At 64.4% G+C, this 16,286-nt stretch carries 17 protein-coding genes; 8 read left to right on the top strand and 9 right to left on the bottom strand.

The genetic code is table 11. From position 1 onward, the window contains the following. Positions 1-4: 4 nt before the first annotated feature. On the bottom strand, positions 5-1,189 hold the full coding sequence (locus QRN11_RS03060) for a glycosyltransferase family 2 protein (RefSeq protein WP_285249832.1): 1,185 nt from the start codon (positions 1,187-1,189) through the stop codon (positions 5-7). Between the two features lie 184 nt (positions 1,190-1,373). Then, on the bottom strand, positions 1,374-1,580 hold the full coding sequence (locus QRN11_RS03055) for a hypothetical protein (RefSeq protein ID WP_285249831.1): 207 nt from the start codon (positions 1,578-1,580) through the stop codon (positions 1,374-1,376). A gap of 44 nt (positions 1,581-1,624) precedes the next feature. Here QRN11_RS03055 and QRN11_RS03050 point away from each other — a divergent pair, with 44 nt between their 5' ends. The 3 genes from QRN11_RS03050 to QRN11_RS03040 all read left to right on the top strand — a co-directional run bounded on the left by QRN11_RS03050 (position 1,625) and on the right by QRN11_RS03040 (position 3,930). Next, entirely contained in the window at positions 1,625-2,050 is a 426-nt protein-coding gene (locus QRN11_RS03050) for an Hpt domain-containing protein (RefSeq protein ID WP_285249830.1), read from the top strand. 112 nt (positions 2,051-2,162) lie between these two features. Then, positions 2,163-2,912: an SDR family oxidoreductase gene (locus tag QRN11_RS03045; RefSeq protein ID WP_091416464.1), complete on the top strand. Its 750-nt coding sequence runs from the start codon at positions 2,163-2,165 to the stop codon at positions 2,910-2,912. A 211-nt stretch (positions 2,913-3,123) separates the two neighbouring features. Beyond that, on the top strand, positions 3,124-3,930 hold the full coding sequence (locus QRN11_RS03040; RefSeq protein WP_285249829.1) for a GAF and ANTAR domain-containing protein: 807 nt from the start codon (positions 3,124-3,126) through the stop codon (positions 3,928-3,930). A gap of 260 nt (positions 3,931-4,190) precedes the next feature. Here QRN11_RS03040 and QRN11_RS03035 read toward each other — a convergent pair whose 3' ends face one another. Further along, positions 4,191-5,390, bottom strand: a complete 1,200-nt coding sequence (locus QRN11_RS03035; protein ID WP_285249828.1) for an acyltransferase family protein — start codon at positions 5,388-5,390, stop codon at positions 4,191-4,193. 169 nt (positions 5,391-5,559) lie between these two features. Here QRN11_RS03035 and QRN11_RS03030 point away from each other — a divergent pair, with 169 nt between their 5' ends. Both QRN11_RS03030 and QRN11_RS03025 read left to right on the top strand, forming a co-directional pair. Then, entirely contained in the window at positions 5,560-6,078 is a 519-nt protein-coding gene (locus QRN11_RS03030; protein ID WP_285249827.1) for an Hpt domain-containing protein, read from the top strand. A gap of 13 nt (positions 6,079-6,091) precedes the next feature. Then, positions 6,092-6,859 carry a YcnI family copper-binding membrane protein gene (locus QRN11_RS03025; RefSeq protein WP_285249826.1) on the top strand — a complete coding sequence of 256 codons (768 nt, stop codon included), beginning with the start codon at positions 6,092-6,094 and terminating at the stop codon, positions 6,857-6,859. Here the strand turns inward: QRN11_RS03025 and QRN11_RS03020 are convergent. Together QRN11_RS03020 and QRN11_RS03015 are read right to left on the bottom strand one after the other, a co-directional pair. Next, positions 6,819-8,423 carry an MDR family MFS transporter gene (locus QRN11_RS03020; RefSeq protein ID WP_285249825.1) on the bottom strand — a complete coding sequence of 535 codons (1,605 nt, stop codon included), beginning with the start codon at positions 8,421-8,423 and terminating at the stop codon, positions 6,819-6,821. The genes QRN11_RS03025 and QRN11_RS03020 overlap by 41 nt on opposite strands. Further along, positions 8,420-9,046 (bottom strand): TetR family transcriptional regulator, encoded by a 627-nt coding sequence (locus tag QRN11_RS03015; protein WP_285249824.1) that lies wholly within the window; start codon positions 9,044-9,046, stop codon positions 8,420-8,422. The genes QRN11_RS03020 and QRN11_RS03015 overlap by 4 nt, the downstream gene beginning before the upstream one ends. 500 nt (positions 9,047-9,546) lie before the next feature. Between QRN11_RS03015 and QRN11_RS03010 the strand changes: the two genes are divergently transcribed. Next, the gene (locus tag QRN11_RS03010; RefSeq protein WP_285249823.1) at positions 9,547-9,945 is read left to right on the top strand and encodes a DUF7793 family protein; all 399 of its coding nucleotides are present in this window, start codon (positions 9,547-9,549) and stop codon (positions 9,943-9,945) included. Between the two features lie 284 nt (positions 9,946-10,229). On the opposite strand, the gene QRN11_RS03005 is transcribed toward QRN11_RS03010, so the two are convergent. The 3 genes from QRN11_RS03005 to QRN11_RS02995 form a co-directional block, all read right to left on the bottom strand. Beyond that, positions 10,230-10,544, bottom strand: a complete 315-nt coding sequence (locus tag QRN11_RS03005) for a hypothetical protein (RefSeq protein WP_285249822.1) — start codon at positions 10,542-10,544, stop codon at positions 10,230-10,232. A gap of 122 nt (positions 10,545-10,666) precedes the next feature. After that, on the bottom strand, positions 10,667-11,533 hold the full coding sequence (locus QRN11_RS03000) for an SGNH/GDSL hydrolase family protein (protein ID WP_285249821.1): 867 nt from the start codon (positions 11,531-11,533) through the stop codon (positions 10,667-10,669). Between the two features lie 128 nt (positions 11,534-11,661). Continuing rightward, positions 11,662-12,393 carry a glycoside hydrolase family 16 protein gene (locus QRN11_RS02995; RefSeq protein ID WP_285249820.1) on the bottom strand — a complete coding sequence of 244 codons (732 nt, stop codon included), beginning with the start codon at positions 12,391-12,393 and terminating at the stop codon, positions 11,662-11,664. A 1,052-nt stretch (positions 12,394-13,445) separates the two neighbouring features. On the opposite strand from QRN11_RS02995, the gene QRN11_RS02990 reads away from it, so the two are divergent. Then, positions 13,446-14,447, top strand: coding sequence for a LacI family DNA-binding transcriptional regulator (locus QRN11_RS02990; protein ID WP_285249819.1), 1,002 nt, complete (start codon positions 13,446-13,448; stop codon positions 14,445-14,447). Here the strand turns inward: QRN11_RS02990 and QRN11_RS02985 are convergent. Next, on the bottom strand, positions 14,444-15,025 hold the full coding sequence (locus tag QRN11_RS02985) for a hypothetical protein (RefSeq protein ID WP_285249818.1): 582 nt from the start codon (positions 15,023-15,025) through the stop codon (positions 14,444-14,446). The genes QRN11_RS02990 and QRN11_RS02985 overlap by 4 nt on opposite strands. Before the next feature lie 209 nt (positions 15,026-15,234). On the opposite strand from QRN11_RS02985, the gene QRN11_RS02980 reads away from it, so the two are divergent. Continuing rightward, on the top strand, positions 15,235-16,260 hold the full coding sequence (locus QRN11_RS02980) for a LacI family DNA-binding transcriptional regulator (protein WP_285249817.1): 1,026 nt from the start codon (positions 15,235-15,237) through the stop codon (positions 16,258-16,260). Positions 16,261-16,286: the final 26 nt, after the last annotated feature.

The following is a 16,286-nucleotide window of genomic DNA, read 5'->3' as shown; positions in this document are numbered from 1 at the left end:
ATTGTTAGTTGATTTCCTCTGCTGTGTATTGCGCTTCCCAGCGGTCGATGCGCCGCCGGGTGATCTTGGTTTTCAGGACGGCGCTCCAGGAAGCCAGGAACCATCCGGAGCGCAGCCACATGAACAATTCCTGCGGGAAGAAGGTGGCCGCGATCAGGATGTCCTTCCAGTCCCTGTGCGGGATCCGCAGTGCCCGTTTGATGTCCAGCGCCACAAACAGGATGGGCACCAGCCACCAGAACAAGACCACGTGGAACACGTTCAGGGCCACGGCCAGGACGATCACGGCGATCCACAGGAGCTTGAGGAAGACGCCCAGCAGGCCCATGGCCTGCTGGGCCCAGTCCCGGAGCGTCAGCCGGTTGACTCCCAGGTCCAGCAGGTCCTCCACCGTGCCCACTTGCCACTTCATCCGCTGGCCCCAGAGGGCTTTGATGGACTTCATGGAATCGGTGTAGGCCCTCACGTCGGGTGAAACCTGGCAGATGTAGCCGAGCTCGCGGATGCGGTAGGTCAGTTCGAAGTCCTCAACCTGGGAGGTGTAAACCCACGGCCCTTCCCTGTCATCCCGGGCGGCGATCTGCCGCAGGACGGCATTGTTGATGGCGCAGCCGGTTCCGGCCAGCACGCTCGTTCGCCCCCGCCGCAAGGCGGTATCGGTCCAGGTGGCAAACTCGGCCTTTTGCAGCCGGCTCAGCAGTCCGGGATCCTGCATGGTGAATTTCGACGACGACCCGCCCAGGAGTGCCCCCGTTTCGTCAGCAAATTCGCGCTCCCAGGCTGCCAGCGCGTTCGGCGGCAGCACGGTGTCCGCGTCCAGGCAGACCACCACGTCAGCATCGGAGGCGTATTCTGCCCAGGCACGGTTCAGTGCCTGGGACTTGCGGTGCTCCAGCCGGGGCAGTTCCATCACCGTGACCGGGTACTTGCGGGCCTCCCATGCCGTGGCATCCGTGCAGCCATTAGGGACCACCACCACCAGGTCCGCAGGCCGTTCCTGGCCCATCAGCCCCTCCAGGGTAGCCCCGATGGAACCGGCCTCGTTATAGGCAGGTACCAGCACCACTACACGCAGGCCCGGACCCGCCGCTTCACGCGTGTGGTCGTCGGCCGTGCGCACCCGCTCCCGCAGGGCAGGCGCGCCGGAACGCACCACTTCTTCAGCTGCCGGGGGCAGGGCAACGGACACGGGAATCTCCTTCTGAATTTCATTCGTCCCAACGGGACGCAAAATCCAGCTAATAGCCCCCGCCGCAGAATTAGCCCCCGGGGCGCATCAAGGTTCAGTCAATTACTCTCAATTCTTCATCAACAGACAAATTCAGGCACCTACACCAATAGTTCGACTTTGCGAAATCGTGCTCCAAAAATAGCTATTTCACTTCCAGAAAACGCGTCTGACCAGCACCTTCTTCGCGCAGCACCGCACTCAAAACCGCGTTGCGGGTAATTTGTGTCACATTATCCCGGGCTATGAAAATAGACCTTTCCTGATTCTTGAGCGTGACCGGCGGTTGCCCTTGATGCATTTCCACTAAATGTAGAGATAGTCGGGCCGGCAGCACTGCCTGCATTTTCAAGGCAGTCCTCAAACGAGGCACGCCAGTAACGCAAAGGACAGCTTTTGGGCACCAGCATGGCCACCACCCCGGGTACAGATGCCCATCACGGATGGCCGCCGGCTGCCCTGATCCTGCGGGCTGCGCGGAACCTCGCGGATGAGACCGGCAGCTCCCGCATCGCCCTGCAGTTCCTCAGCGACTACCTCGACATGCTTCCCGCCCGGTTGCAACGGATACTGCGGGGCCTGCAGGCAAGCGACGTGGAAACATCCATGGACGCCATCCTGAGCCTGAAAATCGCTTCCGCCATGGCCGGGGCATTCGACGTCGAGGCCTGCTGCCATGGCATTGAGGCCCTGATCCGCCGGGAACAGTTCCCTACGGCCCGCGAGGACGCCCTGGCCCTCACCATCAACACCCTCTGCCTGATTAAGAGGACGCCGGGGCTGCTCGCAGGCGCCCAGGACGCCCTGGTGCCGAAAAGTTAGCTCCCGGGCCACCCGTGGCTGTGACGCCGCCAGAGTCCTCCCAATGTGTGGCTTCCCCCAATGACCTGCGGTTCTATCCCATCCTGCTTCCCGGCAGGCATAGGATTTCCCCATGAGGATTGCCGTTGCAGGGGGAACCGGAATTGCAGGGCGCCACGTTGTGGCCGTCGCGAGGGAGCGCGGCCATGACGTGGTCAGCCTCAGCCGTTCAGAAGGGGTGGACCTGGTCAACGGCCGCGGCCTGGTCCAGGCGCTGCAGGGTGTGGACACCGTCATTGACGTTTCCGGCCTCCAGACAATATCCACCAAAAAGGCCGTCGATTTCTTTACCAACGCCACCCAGAACCTGCTGGCGGCGGAGAAGCTGGCGGGCGTCAAACACCATGTTGCCCTGTCCATCGTGGGCATCGACAAAGCTGATTCCGGCCTCTACGCCGGAAAACTGGTGCAGGAGGACGAAGTCAGGCACGGTGGCATTCCCTGGACCCTCCTGCGGTCCACCCAGTTCCACGAGTTTGTGCCCATGACCGTCAATGCCGCTTCTGCAGGCCCGCTGGTTTTCGTTCCCAGGATGTTTACCCAGCCGGTGGCCGCAAGGGAAGTAGCTGTTGCCCTGGTGGATGCGGCCGAGGCCGGGCCGAAGGGCCGCCTTCCGGACCTGGGCGGCCCACGGGCGGAAGTGCTGAAAGCCATGGTGGAGGCGTACCTCGCCAAAACCAGTCAAAAGAAGCGGATCGTCCCGCTGCGCATTCCCGGCACCATGGGGAGGGCGATGCGCAAGGGTGCGTTGATCCCGGTGGCGGGTGCCGCCGTCGGACGCCAGACGTTCCTGGAGTGGCTGGAAGCCGGCGAAGGCCTGTAGCCCGCGAAAAGCCAGGGGGAACGTCCGGCCGGCACCGCCAATCAGGGCATATCACCCGCGCCCCTGGCCGCCCAAGGCACAACTACTTGGTTTCCCACGCGCCCAAATTCGAGTACACGCTACTCGTGCCCCTGCCCCCGCTCCCCCGTTACGTTCGAGGGGCAACGCGCGGATGAACCCGCGCGGGCGCCGTTCATGAGGGGGAACGTCAATGACAGTACCGGTGCAGGGCACCAGCAGAAGAGTGATCAAGTCCGGCGATGGCAACCAGGAAGCCGCTGGCTTCCCCAACGGCCCGGCCTTTGAGCCGTACGGCTTCCTCTTGGACCTGGTCACGGATGCCGACTCCGAAGCGGCATCCCTCAGGCGCCTGGCGGTGGCAGCGTCCGTGGCGCTCACACAGGCCATGGGGGTCCAGGTGGACTGCACCGCAATGCTCGTTGCGGGCCACAGGGCTCCTATCCGCGCGGCGAACAATGGCCGGGCCGCGGGCCTGGGCTACCTGGAACAGGAGCTCGACGACGGCCCCCTGGCCCAGGCCGCGGCGGCAGACACTCCGGTGGTGGTGGAGGGTGCCGCGGCCTCGCTGCGGTGGCGGGCCTACCAGCGCAGGTTCCTTGACGCCGGCTACGGTGAGGTGGTGGCCGTTCCCTTGCGCCTTGACCCCGGCACCACCGCCGCCCTGGCCTTCTTCGCCCCGCTGGACGTGCGGTTCGATGCCGATGCCGTCAGCCACGCCAGGTGGTTCGCCCGGGTTGCGTCACAGAGCCTGAAACTGGCCCTCGAGGTCCGGAGCGTCCGCTCGGCCGGAGATAATTTGAAAACGTTGCTGGAGAGCCGGACGTCCATCGACGTGGCCTGCGGGGTGATTATGGGCCGCAACCGGTGCTCCTATTCGGACGCCTTCGGCATGCTCGCAAGTGCGTCCAGCCACCGGAACAAGCAGGTCCGCGAAGTGGCCGAGGGACTCCTGAAGAACCTCCCCAACGGGACCCCCGGGACACGCTTCGAACTCTGAGTCCGATTTTGCCCGGCAGCACAAGGGGTTTCTGATTTTTGGGCCTGGAATCTGCGGAAAACCACATAGTTACTCTTCCCAGGTTCCCTTTGGGCCCGGCATCCGTATTATTCATCCATGTGGACTAAACAGCATCAGTCGTTCTGCAATGCCTGCGGCAGAAGCACCAAACACGTCACACATTTCCAGAAGGACGCCACCGGCGCCCTGATCGCCGATGCCCGGTGCACTGAGTGCCCTGAGTCCTCAGAGGTGGCCGCCTAGGACCGTCCGGCCGCGGCTGCCAGTTCCCGTTCCACCTTCCGTTCCGGCTCGGGTGCAGCAGTGGAGCGGCCGACGGCGGCATCGAGCCTTTTGTTGGCCCAGCGGCGCACGGGCGTTTCCACCACGCGGAAGGATGCGTAGGCGAGCAGTACCGTGACGGCTGCAGCCAGCGGTACGCGAAGCCAGAGTGACGGGACCAGCGGCATCAGCAGCAGGTAGACGGGCATGTGCCAGAGGTACAGGGCGTAGGAGAGGTCCCGCCCGGGGCCAGCAAGCCAGGGATGGCTCAATATCCGTGCGGTGAAGCCGGCCGGGGACAGCACCAGCCAGCCGGTGGCCAGTGCCGCCAGCAGTGCCAGCGCGGTGGGCCCGGCAGTCCAAAAAATGCTGAACCAGAGGCCGGGGGTTTCCGGTTCCTTCAGCAGGAAGACGGCGGCCAGCAGGACAAGGGATGCGGGCGGCCCGGCCCATCTCGCTGCGGCAAGCAGCGACGCGTGGGACCGGGATCCCTGCCGGACAACCGTGAGGACCAGCGCCAGGGTGCATCCGATCAGCAGCTCATCGGCCCTGGTGTCCGGCCCGTTGTAGAGCCGGTTCAGCGGCGCCCCGGCCAGGACCAAAAAGAACCGCTCCAGCAGGAACGCCGCGGCCAGGCCGGCGGTGATCCAGGCTACCGTCCGCACCTTCCAGAACCGCAGCAGGACCAGGAGGAGCAACGGCCATACCAGGTAGAACTGTTCCTCCACGGCGAGAGTCCAGGTGGGGCCGAGGGTTTCACCGGTGATGGAGCCGCCGAACGTCCCAAAATGCGCCAGGTTCATCACGTATCCGGCGGCGGGCAGGACGAAGCCTTCCTGGCCGCCCCACTTCGACGCCGGAAACACCACGCCTACAGTGACAACCACTGCGCACACCGCCAGGAGCGCGGGCCACAGCCGGGCCAGGCGCTTGGCGTAGAAGATGCCCAGGCGCAGCCCGCCGGTGGCGAGGTACTCCTTCATGATCAGGAGGGTGATCACAAAGCCGCTGAGGGTGAAGAAGACGTCCACACCGATGGATCCGCCAGGGGCCAAGCCCGTGGCCGCATGGAAGAGGAACACAAACGCCACGGCAATGGTCCGCAGCCCGTCCAGGGCGTGTTTGCGCCCGGAAATAAGCCCGGATGGGGGCACGTCCGGACGTCCGGGAGCTGACACATTTCCACTGCTTGACGTAAAAACCACTAAGCAAGCATATATAACGTTTCCATAACTGCGCTGGGTGCAGGCTGGGCGGAACCTCCGAAGCCACACCTTGGAAAACACTAGGACTGCCCTTGGCAACGGCTGCAGGGTTCCCCCAACATCCGCCCAATACCGTTCCAGCATGAGAGCAACCACAGTACCGCTGCACACCCTGGTTGGCCCCGAAACCGGCGGGACTTTGCCGCTGGCGGGCTTCCAGGAACCTGCCCGGCCCCTCCTGGACAGCGTCCCCCTCCTGGACCATGCCGTCCTGGACAAGCTGCGCGCGGACCTGGACAACTATGAGGAAGTGTGGCGGGTGTTCGTCCAAAACTTCGTCGCCGCCCTCCCCCTGAGGATCGACAGGTTGCGGCTGGCGTTGACCACCGGAGATCTCCCGGATGCCATCGATGCTGTCCTCAGCCTCAAGACCGCGAGCCTGCAGGTAGGGGCCGAACGCCTTGCCGGCCACGCCCGGGATCTGGAACTGGCGGTGCGTGAAGGTACCCGTGACCGTGACCCGTCCGGCGTCCTGCCCTGGCTCGCTGCGGACCACCTGCCGCAGATCAGGCAGCGTGCCGGGCAGACTACCTACATCCTCGAAGCGCACCTCAAAAGGGCCAGCGCAGCTTCCCCGTCAGAAACGCGCGCAGCCAGCTGAAAGGCACCTCCCCATGACAACTGCACGCCACCGCACTTCCGCAAGGACCGCTGCCGCCTTCAGCGCGGCAGCCGGACTCCTGCTGGCCGGCGCAGGCCCGTCCTTCGCGCACGTCAGCGTGGATCCGTCGTCGCCCGCTGCCGGCGGCTACTCGCAACTGACCTTCCGGGTTCCCAACGAGTCGGCCACGGCCAAGACCACCAGGATTGCGGTGGCGCTGCCCGCCGGAACTCCGTTCACATCGGTCTCCGTCAAACCCCTGGAGGGCTGGACCGCAGAGATCACCGAGGCCGCACTGCCCTCCCCCGTGACCATCGAGGGTGCCACCATCTCCAAGGCGGCCTCCGCCGTCACCTGGACAGCGGACGCGGCCCACCAGCTGGGCCGGCGCGAATACCAGAGCTTTTCGATCTCGGTGGGCCGGCTCCCCGCGGCCGGAACCACAGTGGCCCTGCCTGCAACCCAGTGGTACTCGGACGGAACGGTGGTGGACTGGGCAGATCCGGCAACCCCCGGCCAGGAGGAACCGAAGCACCCGGCGCCCTCGTTTGTCACCACAGCAGCCCAGGACGGCCACGGCCCCGCGGCCCCGGCCGAACCGGAAGGGCTGTCAGCAACCACGGAGGTGTCACCCGCCGCGGACAACACCCTTGGCCTGGCCGGCCTGGGTACCGGAATCCTGGGCCTGGCGCTGGGAACCGCGGCCCTCGTCCGTACGCGGGCGCCGCGGAAACCGCAGCCTAGCGGGATACAGCCGGGGACTCGTCGTCGGCCGCTATGAGGATGTTGCCCTCGCTGATGGACTCGGAGAGGACGTCGTGCTCCACGGCCGTGGCCAGCGGCTTCTCCTTGACGAAAAGCAGCACGACGGCGGCAATCAGCGCCAGCGGGACCATCCAGATGAAGATGGGGGTCAGGGCGTCGTTGTAGGAGGAGATGATCAGCTCCCGGATCTCCGCCGGCAGCTGGTTGACCAGCGCGGGGGTGAGCGAGTTCGATCCGCCGGGGGCGTTGCCGCCGGATGCGGAGGCCGGCATGCGCTCGGTGAGGAGTTCGGCGAGGCGGCTGGCGAACAGGCTACCCACCACCGCTGAACCCAGGGTGGCGCCGATCTGGCGGAAGAAATTGTTCGACGCCGTCGCGGTGCCCACCTCGCGCAGGGCGAAGGAGTTCTGGACCACCAGCACCAGGATCTGCATGCTCAGGCCCAGCCCGAGGCCCATCACGGCAAGGTAGGCGCAGATCTCCCAGAGCGGCTGGCCGGGTTTGAGGGTGGAGAGCAGCACCAGGGCCACCGCCACCAGCAGGGAACCGGCGATGGGCATCCATTTGTACCGGCCGGTCCGGCTGACCAGCTGGCCGGATCCCACGGAGGCCACCAGGAGGGCACCCATCATGGGAATCATCAGCAAGCCGGATTCGGTGGCGTTCACACTGAAGGCCATCTGCAGGTAGGTGGGCAGGTAGCCGATGGCGCCGAACATGGCCACGCCGATCAGCAGGCCGGCGAACGTGGAGAGGTTGAAGTTCAGGTCCTTGAAGAGGTGCAGCGGAATGATGGGTTCAGCCGTGCGCCGCTCCACCAGGACGAACGCCACGGCGCTGGCCACGGTGCCGGCGATCAGGCCGATGATGATGGGATCGGACCATTCGTACTTGCTGCCGCCCCAGGTGGCGAACAGCACCAGGCAGGTGGTGGCGATGGCCATCAGCACCATCCCGCCAAGGTCCAGTTTGGGCTTGCCGGAGTGCTTGGGCAGTTTGAGGAAGAACGCGGCTCCGGCCAGGGCCAGCAGGCCCAGCGGGATGTTGATCCAGAAGACCCAGCGCCAGCCCGGACCTTCGGTGAACCAGCCGCCCAAAAGCGGGCCGGCCACGGAGGCGATGGCGAAGACGCCGCCCATCATGCCCATGTATTTGCCGCGTTCCCGGGCCGGGACCACGTCGGCGATGACCGCCTGCGAGAGGATCATCAGGCCGCCGCCGCCCAGGCCCTGGATGACGCGGGCGATGATCAGCACACCCATGTCGTTGGCGAGCGCACCCACCACGGAGCCGATCATAAACAGCAGGATGGCAGCGATCAGGAGTGATTTGCGCCCCATCAGGTCACCGAGCTTGCCGTAGATGGGCATGCTGATGGTGGAGGTGAGGATAAACGCGGTGATCACCCAGAGCATGTCGCTGACGCCGTGGAGTTCGCCCACGATGGTGGGCAGCGCGGTGCTCAGGACGGTCTGGTTGAGGGCGGAGAGCAGCATGGAGAGCATCAGGCCCACAAAAAGCAGCACCATGTGCTGCTTCTGCGGGGCCTGCGCTGTTTCGGGCGGAGGGGCCGTGGTCATGAGAGTTTCCTTTGCAAGTGGTGGAAGAGCGCCACCGCGGGCGCTAGGTCTTCGGGAGTGAGCCCGGTGGCGGGATCGAAATCGGTGGATTTTGCCCGGAACTTGGCGGGGACTGCCGCGAGCATCACGGTCATCCGCGCGGTTTCCTCCGGGCTGAAGCCTCCAGCACCTGCGGCCCAGTCCGGGTCACGGCTGAAGTGGCCGGCCACGGCCTGGCACACCAGGGCTTCGGCCTTGGCCATGTACTCCATCTGCCGCGCGAACAGGTGCGGGTGCCGCTTCAGGATGAGCCGGCGCCGGGCGTTGTCCGTGTCCCGGATGGAGGAACGGGCGACGGCGACCAGCAGCAGGGTGACCTGCTCCAGCAAGTCTTGTGCCCCGCCCAGTTTCGCCGCCTCAGCCGCGTCCAGGACCGGCTCGTGGAGGCCGAGCACGGCGTCCTCTTTCGACGGGAAATAGTTGAAGAATGTCCGGGGCGAGACCCCCGCGCTCTCCGCGATGGCCTCGACAGTGGCGTGCTCCAGGCCGCGCTGCTGTGCCAGCGAGGCTGCGGCTTCATGGATGGCAGTCCAGGTTTCGACCTTTTTGCGCTCACGAAGGGAGGGGGAAGAAGTGGGGGGCATGCGTTTATTTTTGCATAACTGCAAAGATTGCACAACTGCATGTTTTTCAGGACCGGGCAGATGCCAAAGCGGAGAAAAGCTCAAGATCGACACAATAAATCCCGATGATGGACATATGCGCTTCCGCCAAGTGACTTGGCTTCCTAGAGTGGCTGTAAGCGCAGCAGGAACTACTACGTCAAGGGGGACGGGATGGCCTCGGATAGTCCGCTCGCGGGACAAGAAGCACCGAGCGTGGAGCGGCCAAGGGCATCCCCCGTCCCCGCTCCGCCCAAGACACGCCTGGAAAGACCCTGCGCAGCGCAACAGAGCAGGCCTTCCAGGAGCCGGGAGCATGAGGTGCGTCGGCTGATCATCGACCTGGCCGCGCTTGCCGCCAAACATCGCCCCGCCGTTGCCTAGGAAGTCCGTTCCCCCCTGCCGGCCGACGTGTCGTTTCGCTGCGAATGGTGAAGCGGGCAGTTAGGCTGGGCTACACAGACTCTGGGGGGAGAGTAGAGATGAAGCCAATCACTGTTGACGGCGGCAAGGGCACGTTGGAACTCGGTGACGACGGGGTTTTCCACCTTGTGTGGAAGCCGGGAACCGTACTGGTGGCCGCCGATGTACACGCGGCGATGGCAAAGCTTAATGAGCTTGCCGACGGTGCCGAGTACCCGATGTTGATCGATATGGCGAACACCCAGGCTGTGACGCGTCAGGCCAAATCCGTCTTCAGCCACAAGTGTGCAGCTTCACGAATTGCCCTGCTTGGCTCGAGCCCGGTCAACCGTGTCATTGCCAACTTCGCCATGGCACGGCGCACCCTCCCGTGTCCCACCCGGTTTTTCACCTCCCGCAATGAGGCCCTGTCCTGGCTTCTTCCGGCGCCCGTGCCGCGTCCCGACCACGGCTTGTAACGCCGATTGCCGTTCCCGCGCGTGTGGATCCACAGGTGATGGGTGCCTTTACGCAAAGGGAAAGCCCCTCCTGGGAGGGGCTTTCAACGTAGTGGTCAATTGTCTTCTGATGTAGGTCAGCGGTGATGCACTCCCCCTTCCCGGACGCCCCGGCGCCCATCCGGACTATGACAAGAACTGACTCTAATCAAGCGACCGGGGCCAGTAAATGGCCTGGGCAAAGGAAAGTCGATGGAGATTCTCCGCCCTGCTCAGAGGCGGCGGGCAGCGGACAAATGTTGCGGCTAGTCCAGCGGAGTGGCGTCGCGCCAGTAGGACGTTGCCACGGTTTCACCCTCCTGGCGGCGGCCGCCATGGAGGACGCCCGGAAGCGTCGGCTCCTCGGTTGGCGAGGGGAGGCGGAAGATGGAGAGTTCGGACATGTCCAGAAGGCGTCGGCCTCCGGTCACAGTGTCCAAAATCCAGAACAGCCCGCACTCCGGCATCGTGTCCGTGACCGGGCCTCGATGGACCAGGATGTCCTTATGGAAGGCTTCGATGCCGTCGCCTGACGCGAGTTCATCCGTTGATTCCACAACCACACGGCCGTTGCTTGCCATGACTGTCCTTTCCGGTTGCCGAGACTTCTCCCCACCTCCAGTTTTCCGTCCCAAGGTGGCGGCGAGGTGTCATTAAGGTGATGTTTCCCTGACAACCACTTGGCCGGGACGGGGAGTCCTGTTTACTGAGTCAGTCGGTTCCAGGCTTCCAGGAACTTCCCGGCAAGGTAGGCGTGCCCGGCGGTGTTGGGGTGGGCGCCGTCGGCATCATAATTCGGGCTGTTCGCGGTGGTGAACCATCCGGCCTCGACGGCGTCAATGAATGGAGCGCTGGCCGCCGCGGCACCGTCCCGGACAGCGCTGTTCACGCGGCGCAGGTCCTCCCCGAGGGGTTGCGGTGCGGACGGTCCCAGCACCACCACCTGGATGCCCGGCCAAAACCTGCGCGCCGCTTCGATGGTCTGCGTGGCGGCTGCTTTGACTTCGTCCGGATTGGCGATCTGGGAGTCGTTCTGGCCGCCCTGGAGAATAAGGACATTGGGAACAAAAGCGGGGTTCGCCGCGATGTTCCGCAACCGGACTTCGTACTCACCGCCCTGATCGTCCCGGGCGCCACCGCCCCAGGCGAACCCTGTCCCGCCCACCCCGTCAATATTGGTGGGATATCCGAGCTGCCCGGCAACAAGGTAGGCCCACCCCTGGTCCGGCCGTCCCGCACCGACGCCGGCTGTGTAGGAATCGCCAAGAATCAGCACCACGGGCTCGGCGGGCAGCTCGATTCCCGGTGCCTGGGATGTTGCGCTAGCAGTAGCCGTAGGAGAGGCAGTCGCCGTCCCCGCGGGAGTGGCGGTGGCTGACGGAGTAACGCTGCTCGTGGCGGCCGGCATGCTTGGCGCCGGCGGGAGAGCCTCATCCACGTTGCGCGGACCCATCAGGGCGATGGCCGCCACCCCGAAGGCAGCCACTGCCAGCACAAAGAGCGCAGCGTATTTGATCCACTCCTGTTTGCTGATGCTGGGGCGCCCGCCGTTCCTTGTCACCCGGCACATACTACCGGCGGGAACGGTCCAGACCTGTTTCCACGGCCCGGGTGACCACCCCCCTTAGTGAGGCGTACGACGGCGGCGCGCGGCCGCCGTCGTACGCTCACTTTCCCGAGGCGCGAGTTTTGAGCTAATTAGGTCCTCTCCCAGATAGCGACCCAGTCAACGTAGACATGGCCGCTGGTTTCGGGCGCCGGGCAGCTTGTTAGGCAGGCCTCCGTCTGCATGATGTAGTGCATTGGTGTGGCCGGTACGCCTCTGGCGGCTACACCGATGGAAACTCCATCGAGGAAAAATTCGATCCGCCCGGGACTCCACTCAGTGGTGGCTGTGTGCCATCCTCCATGGGGAACGTTTGGACGAAAGACTTCAAAGTGATGCCCATCTGGGCCGACGTAATGCCAAGCCGCATAAATGACCTTGCCCAGGTCCCCCTCCGGAAAGTCGATCTCCCCGTCCTGTGGCCACTGCTTGCTGTCGGGCCACAGCAACCATGCCAACTTGAATCCCGGGAGGACATCGGCCTTGAAGCGCACAGAGTAGCGCCCGTACACCTGGCTGTTCCAGGGCCGCTGGGTAGCTCCCCCAACTATGGGGGATGGTGCGGCGCCCATGGCCACGCCATTTTCCGAATGGAGGAACATGTCCAGGGCGCCGTTATGGACACTCAGGACCTTCGATGGGAAATACCCGGATGTCCGGGCGCCCTTTGGCTGCTGTTGCGCAGCCGTATCGGGCGTGCCATCGAAGTAGTTCGCGCTCCAGCGTGTGCCGTAGATGCCTGGAAAGCCACCAAGTCCAACGTCGCCGTCGTTGAAGTCCTCCGCGAAGACCTGCCTCCACCCGGGCAGGTCGCCGACGGGCATGGCATCGGAGGCAGGCAAGGGCGCGGATTCCGGAACAAGCTCGGGAGCCGGAGCTGGGATTTCAATAGTCGGTTGTGCAGCACTTGGAACTGGGTCCGCGGGAACCGGAGTCGCCGTTTCAGCATTTTGTGTGGGCGCTGGACTTTCAGTTTGGCTGGGTGCTGCGCTTGCCGTATCAGCACTTTGGCTGGGCGGTGGACCTTTCGTTTCCCCGTCAGGGGTGGGCGCTGAATAGGAAGCAACGCCGATGGTGCCGCAGGTGAGAGCGAACATGGCTATTAGCAGGACGAGGATCCGGGTCCTCGTATGGCGCTGACGTTTATCCACGGTTGTCACTTCCTCCGAAAGGAGCTGGTGCGTTTTGCCGCGGCCGACAGCAACGCCCAGCTCTGGATCCGGCTGAGGCGGCTCCCCTGGATGTAGATCCCCGCTTGCATAGTTGTCCTCCCATGCATGGTCCGGCAGGGAACCTCAAGCGAAACCGTTGTGCGGCGCCCGCATCCCCCTGTCCGGTCCACCCTATGAGGGGCGCCATAGCCGGTCATGAGTACCGGGTACTCGTTTTTCCGCGTGCTACCTGAGAGCGACTACTCGGTTTACTCGGTTTTTTCGGTTAGACATCGGGACTTCACCGGGCCCGAGATTCGGCCCATGCCCCTGCCTGGAAAGGAGAAAGCCCCTCCTAAGAGGGGCTTTCCACGTAGTGGTCATGTGTCTTCTGGTTTATATCAGCCTTGATGCACTGCCCCCTCTCCAGACGCCCCCCGGCGTCCATCTGGACTATGAACTCTAATAACGGGTCCGGGGAGAGTAAAGGGGTTGTGCTAAGTAATTTCCGCTGACATCCATTTAGCCGGCACTCTCCGCTGATGAGAGCCTGAACAAAGGAATGTTCCAGAAACTAAGTAGCAGAATGTGTCGTTATGGCCCCTGATAACGGCACTTACTGCTACCTACTTCCAGACCTGTCACGGCACCTGTCGGCCACCCGTCTGTAAACTGGCGGAGGCTGCGCGAAACGTTCGCGTAAACGATTCCCTGAGGACGGCGACATGACGACGATGGTAAAAGTGGCCAAGCTTGCCGGCGTGTCCATCTCCACCGTCTCGCACGTCCTTAACGGCACCAGGCACGTCAATGATGAGACCCGGCAGAAGGTCCTAAAGGCCATCGAGGAAACGTCCTACCGCCAGGACGCGCTGGCCCGCGCCATGCGCCGGTCCCGGACTGACAGCATCGGCCTCATAGTGTCCGACGGCGGCGAGCCGGCTTTTGCGGAAATGATCCGGGGCGTCGAGGAGACAGCCGCCAGCCAGGGAGTCACCTTGCTGCTGGCCAATTCCGCCGAGGATCCGCAGCGCGAGGCGCGGGCCGTCCAGGCACTCCTGGAGCGCCGGGTGGACGGCCTCATCCTGGCCCGCGTCGCAGGCTCCGGCCTGGACGCCATCAGCGAGTTTGCCAACCACGAGACTCCCCTGGTGCTGATGGACCGGCTGTCCGACGACCCCTACGACCAGGTGGGCGTGGAAAACCGCGAGCCCATCAGGGAACTGGTGCAGCACCTCACTGCCCAGGGCCACGAACGGATCCTGCTGATAGCCGGGGACACCCGGGTTGCCACCCTGCGGGAGCGGCACGAAGCCTTCACCGAAGCCATGGCGGCCGCCGGCATCCCCGCGGCAAAGCAACTGACCGTCTCAGCTCACGACTCCAAGGAGACCGACGCCGGAATCCGCAAGGCCTTGGGAGCGGCTAAGCCACCAACGGCCGTCATAGCCTGCAGCACGGTGCTCGCCGCCGCTGCGCTCCGGCAGATCCAGCAGCGTGGCCTGCGCATGCCCGACGAAATTGCCTTCGCAGTCTTCGACGGCTTCGCTTATGCGGACCTGTTCGAACCCCAGCTCACCACGGTCCGCCAGCCGGCTTTCGATGTGGGCTCCACGGCGGCCGAGCTCCTGGCAAAGCGGATCGCAGACAAGTCACGTGAACCGGCCATCGTCCGCCTCGCCCCCGTTATCGAATACCGGGCGTCCACCGGCCCAGCTCCCGCCTAGCCCAGGCTGACGGACTTCGCGTCCGGACCTTCTGAGCCGGTCCGGCTACCGCTCGCATCGTTCACTTCCACGAGCAGGTTGGTGTGGACAGTTACCCAGCCGTCAGCTTCCAGCGGGCGGTGGTCGAACTGGTCCGGAACCAGGACTACCAGCCTGCCTTCCGGGTCGGAAAGGCTGGTGAGCGCATCCCGGCCGTCGATGAGCTGCCCGCAGCTGGCGTTCCACCCGCCGTCCGGCAGGACGCGCTCAGTGATGAGACAAAAGCCGGTACTGTCGAGCCGGTCCGGTGCCACGAAGTAGTTGCTGTTGTTGTACTCACCTAGGTACCGGACATCCTCCAACCACACCTCTTGCTCCAGGTCCGAATAATCTCCCGCAAGCACGTCCTGATCGGTCGGTGCCTGTTCCAGAACATCAAGTGTTCCCGGCTGGGCGAGGAAAAGCGCGGACCAGAGAAATGCCAGGCCCACCCAGGTACCCAGGCCCACCGCAGCGGCCAACGCGATGATGAGCTTCCATCCGCGGGTCAACGGTGTGACGCCGGGATAGGCGGTGGTGAAGTAGCCGGGTGTATCCATGCTCTGCCCCCTCAGGCTGGTTGGTCCCTGTGTAGGCTACACCGGCTTGAGGACCTTTCGCTGCGGGCGGGAATCCGCCGTGAACCCGGACCCGGGTCCGCCCGCAGGAAACCGCTGTTCAAAAAACTTCAACGTGACCCATTGCACATCGAAACGTTTGTCTCTACTATCGAAACGTTCGCGCAATCGTTTCGCTAGAGGGAGTCACAGTGGCAACCATCGTCGATGTCGCATCACTTGCCGGCGTATCGACGTCCACGGTGTCGCACGTCCTGAACGAAACCAGGCACGTCGAGCCGGAAACCAAAAAGCGTGTAATGAGCGCTGTGAAGGCCACAGGCTACCGGCGTGACGTGCTGGCCCGCTCCATGCGCCGCGCCAGGACCGACTCCATCGGACTGGTGGTCTCCGATGCCGGTGAACCGGCATTCGCAGACATGGTGCATGGCGTGGAGGAGGCGGCTGCGCACAACGGCCTCTCCCTGCTGCTGGCCAACTCGGCGGAAGATCCCGCCCGGGAGCGCGCAGCGGTGGAAGCCCTCCTGGACCGCCGGGTCGATGGCCTCATCCTCGCGCGGGTGGCGGGGTCAACCGCCGGACTATTGGAGCGGATCAGGAAGGAAAATAAGCCGCTGGTCCTGCTGGACCGGCTGGCGGACCTGGGCGGGGACCAGGGGCAGGTGGACCAGGTTGGCGTCAACAACCAGGCCGCAATGGCAGCCCTGGTTGACCACCTCACGTCCCAGGGCCACGAGCGGATCCTACTCGTTTCCGGGGACCTGCGGGTGTCTTCGCTCCGCGAGCGCTATGACGGTTTCCGGGCCGCCATGCTCACGAAAGGCATGGCAGTACCACCCGAACTTCTTTGCGAAGGCACAGTCACTGCGGCAGCCACGTTCGACCGTGTCCGGCCGCTGCTGGCCACCCCCTCAGGACGTCCGACGGCGATCCTCGCCTGCAGCACCCTCCTGGCGGCAGGTGCGTTGCGGGCTGTGCAGCACGAAGGACTCCGGGTGCCTGGCACCATGGCCTTCGCGACGTTTGACGGCTTCACCTACTCGGACCTGTTCCAACCACAAATAACCACCGTGCGCCAGCCCGCGTTCCAGCTGGGTGAGAGCGCGGTGAGTTTACTTTTGCAGCGGCTCGAGAACCCCGCTGCGCCCGCCACTATCCTCCGGCTCGAGTCCCGGATCGAGTTCCGCCGCTCTACCAGCAACAGCTCCACCGACTAACCCAAACAAACCAACGTCGCATCCCA

The organism is Pseudarthrobacter sp. fls2-241-R2A-168 (assembly GCF_030209335.1).
In the GTDB taxonomy this organism is placed as follows: domain Bacteria; phylum Actinomycetota; class Actinomycetes; order Actinomycetales; family Micrococcaceae; genus Arthrobacter.
The sequence above is the reverse complement of the archived record's forward strand: the minus strand, read 5'-3'. Positions and strand labels throughout refer to the sequence as shown.